This window comes from Acidisphaera rubrifaciens HS-AP3 (assembly GCF_000964365.1).
GTDB classification, from domain to species: domain Bacteria; phylum Pseudomonadota; class Alphaproteobacteria; order Acetobacterales; family Acetobacteraceae; genus Acidisphaera; species Acidisphaera rubrifaciens.
This window is the reverse complement of sequence record NZ_BANB01000019.1, coordinates 1-4,540: the sequence shown is the minus strand read 5'-3', so window position 1 is coordinate 4,540 and position 4,540 is coordinate 1. Positions and strand designations below refer to the sequence as shown.

General features: G+C 70.8%; 5 protein-coding genes. 2 read left to right on the top strand and 3 right to left on the bottom strand.

Annotated elements, in window-relative coordinates; translation table 11 throughout:
- A partial coding sequence (locus B8460_RS00700) for a class I SAM-dependent methyltransferase (RefSeq protein WP_048859645.1) occupies positions 1 to 852 on the bottom strand: 852 nt, incomplete at its 3' end.
- A gap of 330 nt (positions 853 to 1,182) precedes the next feature.
- On the opposite strand from B8460_RS00700, the gene B8460_RS00695 reads away from it, so the two are divergent.
- Positions 1,183 to 2,400, top strand: coding sequence for an IPT/TIG domain-containing protein (locus B8460_RS00695; protein ID WP_048859644.1), 1,218 nt, complete (start codon positions 1,183 to 1,185; stop codon positions 2,398 to 2,400).
- A 42-nt stretch (positions 2,401 to 2,442) separates the two neighbouring features.
- Here B8460_RS00695 and B8460_RS00690 read toward each other — a convergent pair whose 3' ends face one another.
- Positions 2,443 to 3,303, bottom strand: coding sequence for an ATP-binding protein (locus B8460_RS00690; protein WP_048859643.1), 861 nt, complete (start codon positions 3,301 to 3,303; stop codon positions 2,443 to 2,445).
- A gap of 84 nt (positions 3,304 to 3,387) precedes the next feature.
- Here B8460_RS00690 and yajC point away from each other — a divergent pair, with 84 nt between their 5' ends.
- Entirely contained in the window at positions 3,388 to 3,756 is a 369-nt protein-coding gene (gene yajC / locus B8460_RS00685; RefSeq protein WP_048859642.1) for a preprotein translocase subunit YajC, read from the top strand.
- 102 nt (positions 3,757 to 3,858) lie between these two features.
- Here yajC and B8460_RS00680 read toward each other — a convergent pair whose 3' ends face one another.
- Positions 3,859 to 4,467, bottom strand: coding sequence for a superoxide dismutase (locus B8460_RS00680; RefSeq protein ID WP_048859646.1), 609 nt, complete (start codon positions 4,465 to 4,467; stop codon positions 3,859 to 3,861).
- Positions 4,468 to 4,540: the final 73 nt, after the last annotated feature.

Below are 4,540 nucleotides of genomic sequence, written 5' to 3'. Positions count from 1 at the left end.
CTCGCCGAAGCCAAGAAGCGCCAGCATGTGCTGGATGGCGCCGGCGGACAGACCCCACCAGTGGACGAGGCCGATCGGCGGCGGCGTCGGGCCGAACAGCACCAGCCCGGGCACCCGGCCCTGGAGATCGGCGAGCTGGTTGCCCTCCGGCGCGCTGTAGACGTCGGTGACGACGATCGTGCGGTCGGTGATCGCGGCGGCGCGCTGCAGCGCGCGGAACGGGTGCGACAGATGCAGCAGGATCGCGCCGAACACGGCGATGTCGAAGCGGCCGAGATCCTCGGGCGGCTCGTAGATGTCGGCATAGACGATGGCGGCGTCGAAGCGCAGCCGGTTGCGGACATACCACCAGCTGTTGTGCAGCCGCCGGGCGGACTGCGCTCCGCTGCGCTGCGCCGCCTGCAGGTCGACGCCGGGATGGGGCAGCAGTTCCGGTCCGCTGCCATAGGGCAGGTCGAAGGCGACGATCTCCGCGCCGGACGCCGCCATATGCGCCGTCAGACCGCCGGAGGCCGGCCCGTACTCGATCACCCGCTGTCCGCGCAGCGGAACGTGACCGAGATAGGCGTCCTCGTGCCGGCGCAGGTCCCACACGCCGTCGATCGTGCGCCCGTCGGGCATGTCGAGCGTGTGGTAGAAGTCGCAATCCTCGGCCACGACCTGCCGGTTTCGATGGGCGAGTGCTGCCTGGAACGCCGGGTCGAGCTGCCCGAGATAGGTCGGGCGGCGGACGGCCTCGGCCCGGTAATAGGCGTCGAGGTCGATCGCGGCCGGCCGGCTGCCGGCGAAGGCTTCGGCAGTGGCGCCATAGACGGGCCGCGCGGCGGCGCCGGGGGATATCAGCCTGTTCATCACCACCCATCCGTTGTCGGGCCGGGCCGTCCCGGTCCCGTCCCGGTAGCGAACCGGAACGATCGCGGAAGGCGCCACCAATGATCGCGTGACGTTAGCCTGCGATTGCCGAATTAGGTAGATTAAGCGTGGCGTTTGATCCGATTTAACGAATTTCAAACGTCGCTTTGCAATATTTACACGAAGCTGCCGCCCGGGGCCGCCCGCCGCCGCGCGGTCGGAGCCGAGGTTTTGACCCTCCGACCCCGTCGTCGCGCATACTGCCCGTGCCGCCTTACGCCGCGGCCCGACTCGCCGTCCCCGCATGGTCCGCCGCCCGGAGGAAGCCGCATGACGTCCCAGACCACGAGCCTGCCGACGATCGAGCAGGTGCTGCGCATCGACTTCACCATCGGCGGCAACGGCGCGGCCCATACGGGCGAGGGGTGGTCGGTGCCGGAGCCGCAACACACCTGGATGCTCGGCGCGGCCAGCGACCTCGGCGTGCCGTTGCCGGAGGGGGCGGGGGATGGGGCGTATTTCATCCAGATGCGGGTCACCCCCTTCACCGCCGGCGACGGCGGCGCGGGCGCGCAGCGGCTGCGCGTGCTGATCAACGGGCACGAGGCGGCGCGGCACGTGCTGGAACGGCAGGAGACGCTGACCGTCTTCGTCCCGCCGGAAGCGGCGGAGGCGGATGGCCCCCTGCGCATCACGATCGAGCATCCCGATGCACGGCGCGCGAGCGACGTGCTGCCGGTCGATGACGCGCGGGAATTGTCGATCGGCGTCCACATGCTGCGCGTCCTGCGGGTGATCGAGCGCGACGTGCCGCTGCTGCTCGACGGCGCGCCGGCCGCGCCGCCGGCCGAGGCGCTGCTGGTCGATATCGCGACCCTGGGCGAGGGGCCGGCCTTAACGCGGTTTCGCGCGACACATGGCGTGGAGCTGCTGGACGTGCTGAACGGCGGGACCTGGACGCTCGCGGGGCTGGTCGAGGCGCTGGTCGACGATTTCGCGGCGATCGGGCGGATCGACGGCATCGCCGCCATGCCATGCGCCCATGCCGACGGGCGCGAGACCTGGTTCGCGGGCGTGCGTGCCTATGGCCTCGCCTACGACACCGGCCGGGCGACGGCGGAGATCGACGAGGCAACGATGCGCCGGCGCGAGCATGCCCGGCTGACCATCGCGGTGCGCCGGCTGCGCCAGACGCTCGCGGCCGGCAGCCGGCTGCTGCTGCTGCATCAGGACGTGCCCGCGTCCGACGAGGCGATGATCCCGCTGCTCGCGGCGCTGCTGGACCGGGGGACGTCCACCCTGTTGTGGGTGACACCCGCCGACGCCGCGCATCCGCCCGGCACGGTCGAACTGCTGATGCGCGGGCTGCTGCGCGGCTATGTCGCCGAGCCGGCGGCCGCGCCCGGGGACATGGCGGCGGCGGATGACGGCGGCTGGATGCAGGTCTGCCGGCGCGGCTGGCGGCTGCGGCGGGCGCTCTGCCCGTCCGCCCCGGCCGCGACCGATCCGGTCACGGACACGCCCCCGTCCGACCGCCGCGCCGCGTAGCCCGCGGCTGGGCCGGTCCGTCGCGCCGCTCCGTCGGGTCGGTCAGTCGCGCCGGATCGCGACGCCGAGGCTGCCCGCGAGATCCTGGATGAACTGCCACGCCACCCGGCCGGAGCGGCCGCCGCGCGTGACCGCCCATTCGACCGCCGCGGCGCGCAGCGCCTCGCCCTCCACCGGCAGGGCAAGGGCCGCGGCATAGCCCTCGACCATCGCGAAATACGTGTCCTGGTCGCAGTTGTGAAAGCCGATCCACAGGCCGAACCGGTCGGAGAGCGAGACCTTTTCCTCGGTCGCCTCGGACGGGTTGATCGCCGTCGATCGCTCGTTCTCGATCATGTCGCGCGGCATCAGGTGGCGGCGGTTCGACGTGGCATAGAACAGCACGTTGTCGGGCCGCCCCTCGATGCCGCCGTCGAGCACGGATTTCAGCGCCTTGTAGTCCGCGTCCTCGCGCTCGAACGACAGGTCGTCGCACAGGATCAGGAAGCGCCGGGGCAGGTCGCGCAGCAGGTTGAGCAGGTCGGGCAGGGTGCGGATATCCTCGCGGTGGATTTCGATCAGCACGAGGCTGCCCGGCGCCGCCGCGTTGACCGTCGCGTGCGCGGCCTTCACCAGCGACGACTTGCCCATGCCGCGCGCCCCCCACAGCATCGCGTTGTTGGCCGGCAGGCCGCGGGCGAAGCGGGCGGTGTTTTCGAGGATCAGCCCCTTCTGCCGCTCCACGCCCTGCAGCAGGCGGGCCTCCACGCGCGAGACATGGCGCACGGGCGACAGCCGGCCCTGCGCCGGGTGCCATACATAGGCATCGGCAGCGGTCAGGTCGGGGGCCGCGGGCGGCGGCGGGGCGAGTCGCTCCAGCGCCTCCGCGATGCGGGTGGCGGCGAGAATCAGTCGTTCGTCCATCACGGTCCGGCTGCTTGACGGGAAAGGCCGCGACAGTATGGTCCGCCCCCGGCCGCCGCAACCCGCGGCCGGGGGCAGGCAACCATGTTCATTTCGACCGCCTATGCGCAGACCGCGAGCGGCGCCAGTCCGCTCGGGATGATCGGCCAGTTCGCGCCGCTCATCCTGATCTTTGCGGTGTTCTACTTCCTGCTGATCCGCCCGCAGCAGCAGCGGCAGAAGGAGACGCGGAGCATGCTCGCGGCGCTCAAGCGCGGCGACCGGGTCGTGACGGGCGGCGGCATCGTCGGCACCGTGCAGCGCGTGCCGCCGGACAAGGACGGCAAGCCGGCATCGGAGGTCGAGGTGGAGATCGCGCCCAACCTGCGTGTGACGGTCATCCGCGACACCATCACAACGGTGATCCGCCCGCAGGCCGCGAACGACAGCAAGCCGGCCGCCAAGGCGGGCTGAGGCTACCTCACCGGTCACTCCACCGGGCCAGCAGTTTTAGACGCAGGCGATGGCGGGAGGGCCGGACGGCCCTCCCGATCGTCGGTGCGCGTCGCGGCGCGGTCAGGCCTTGGCGAGACGGCTCGCGGCGAACTCGTAGTTGGCGAGCTTGTCGAGCCAGTTCTGCACGTAGTCCGGCCGGCGGTTGCGGAAGTCCAGGTAGTAGCTGTGCTCCCACACGTCGATGCCGAGCAGCGCGTGGCCGTCGCCGGTCGCGACCGGGTTCGACCCGTTCGGCGTCTTCGTGACCTTGAGCTTGCCGTCCGTGCCGGCGACCAGCCACGCCCAGCCCGAGCCGAACTGGCCGACGGCGGCGGCCTTGAACGCCTCCTTGAACTTGTCGACGCTGCCGAAATCCTCGACCAGCTTCTTCTCCAGCGCGCCCGGGATCTTCCCTCCCTGCGGGCTCATCGCCGGCCAGAACAGCATGTGGTTCCAATGCTGGCCGGCGTTGTTGAAGACCGGCGCCATGTCCTCCTTGCCGTGCGAGAGCTTGATGATCTCTTCCAGGCTCTTGCCCTGCAGGGCGGGGTTCTTCTCGACAAACCCGTTCAGGGCGGTGACATAGGCCTGATGATGCTTGCCGTGATGCAGTTCCAGGGTCTCGCGCTGCATGCCGTTGGCGGCGAGGGCGTCATGCGCATACGGCAGCGCGGGCAATTCGAAAGCCATGTTGAGCATCCTTCGGTCTGTTGACGCAGGCACGTCGCGCGCGGCGGCCAGGGGCGGAAGCGGGACCAGCAGC

Bases quoted from the DNA above. Each gene is read 5' to 3' on its own strand.
- B8460_RS00695 (WP_048859644.1), top strand. From the start codon at position 1,183: ATGACGTCCCAGACCACGAGCCTGCCGACGATCGAGCAGGTGCTGCGC.
- B8460_RS00690 (WP_048859643.1), bottom strand. From the start codon at position 3,303: ATGGACGAACGACTGATTCTCGCCGCCACCCGCATCGCGGAGGCGCTG.
- yajC (WP_048859642.1), top strand. From the start codon at position 3,388: ATGTTCATTTCGACCGCCTATGCGCAGACCGCGAGCGGCGCCAGTCCG.
- B8460_RS00680 (WP_048859646.1), bottom strand. From the start codon at position 4,467: ATGGCTTTCGAATTGCCCGCGCTGCCGTATGCGCATGACGCCCTCGCC.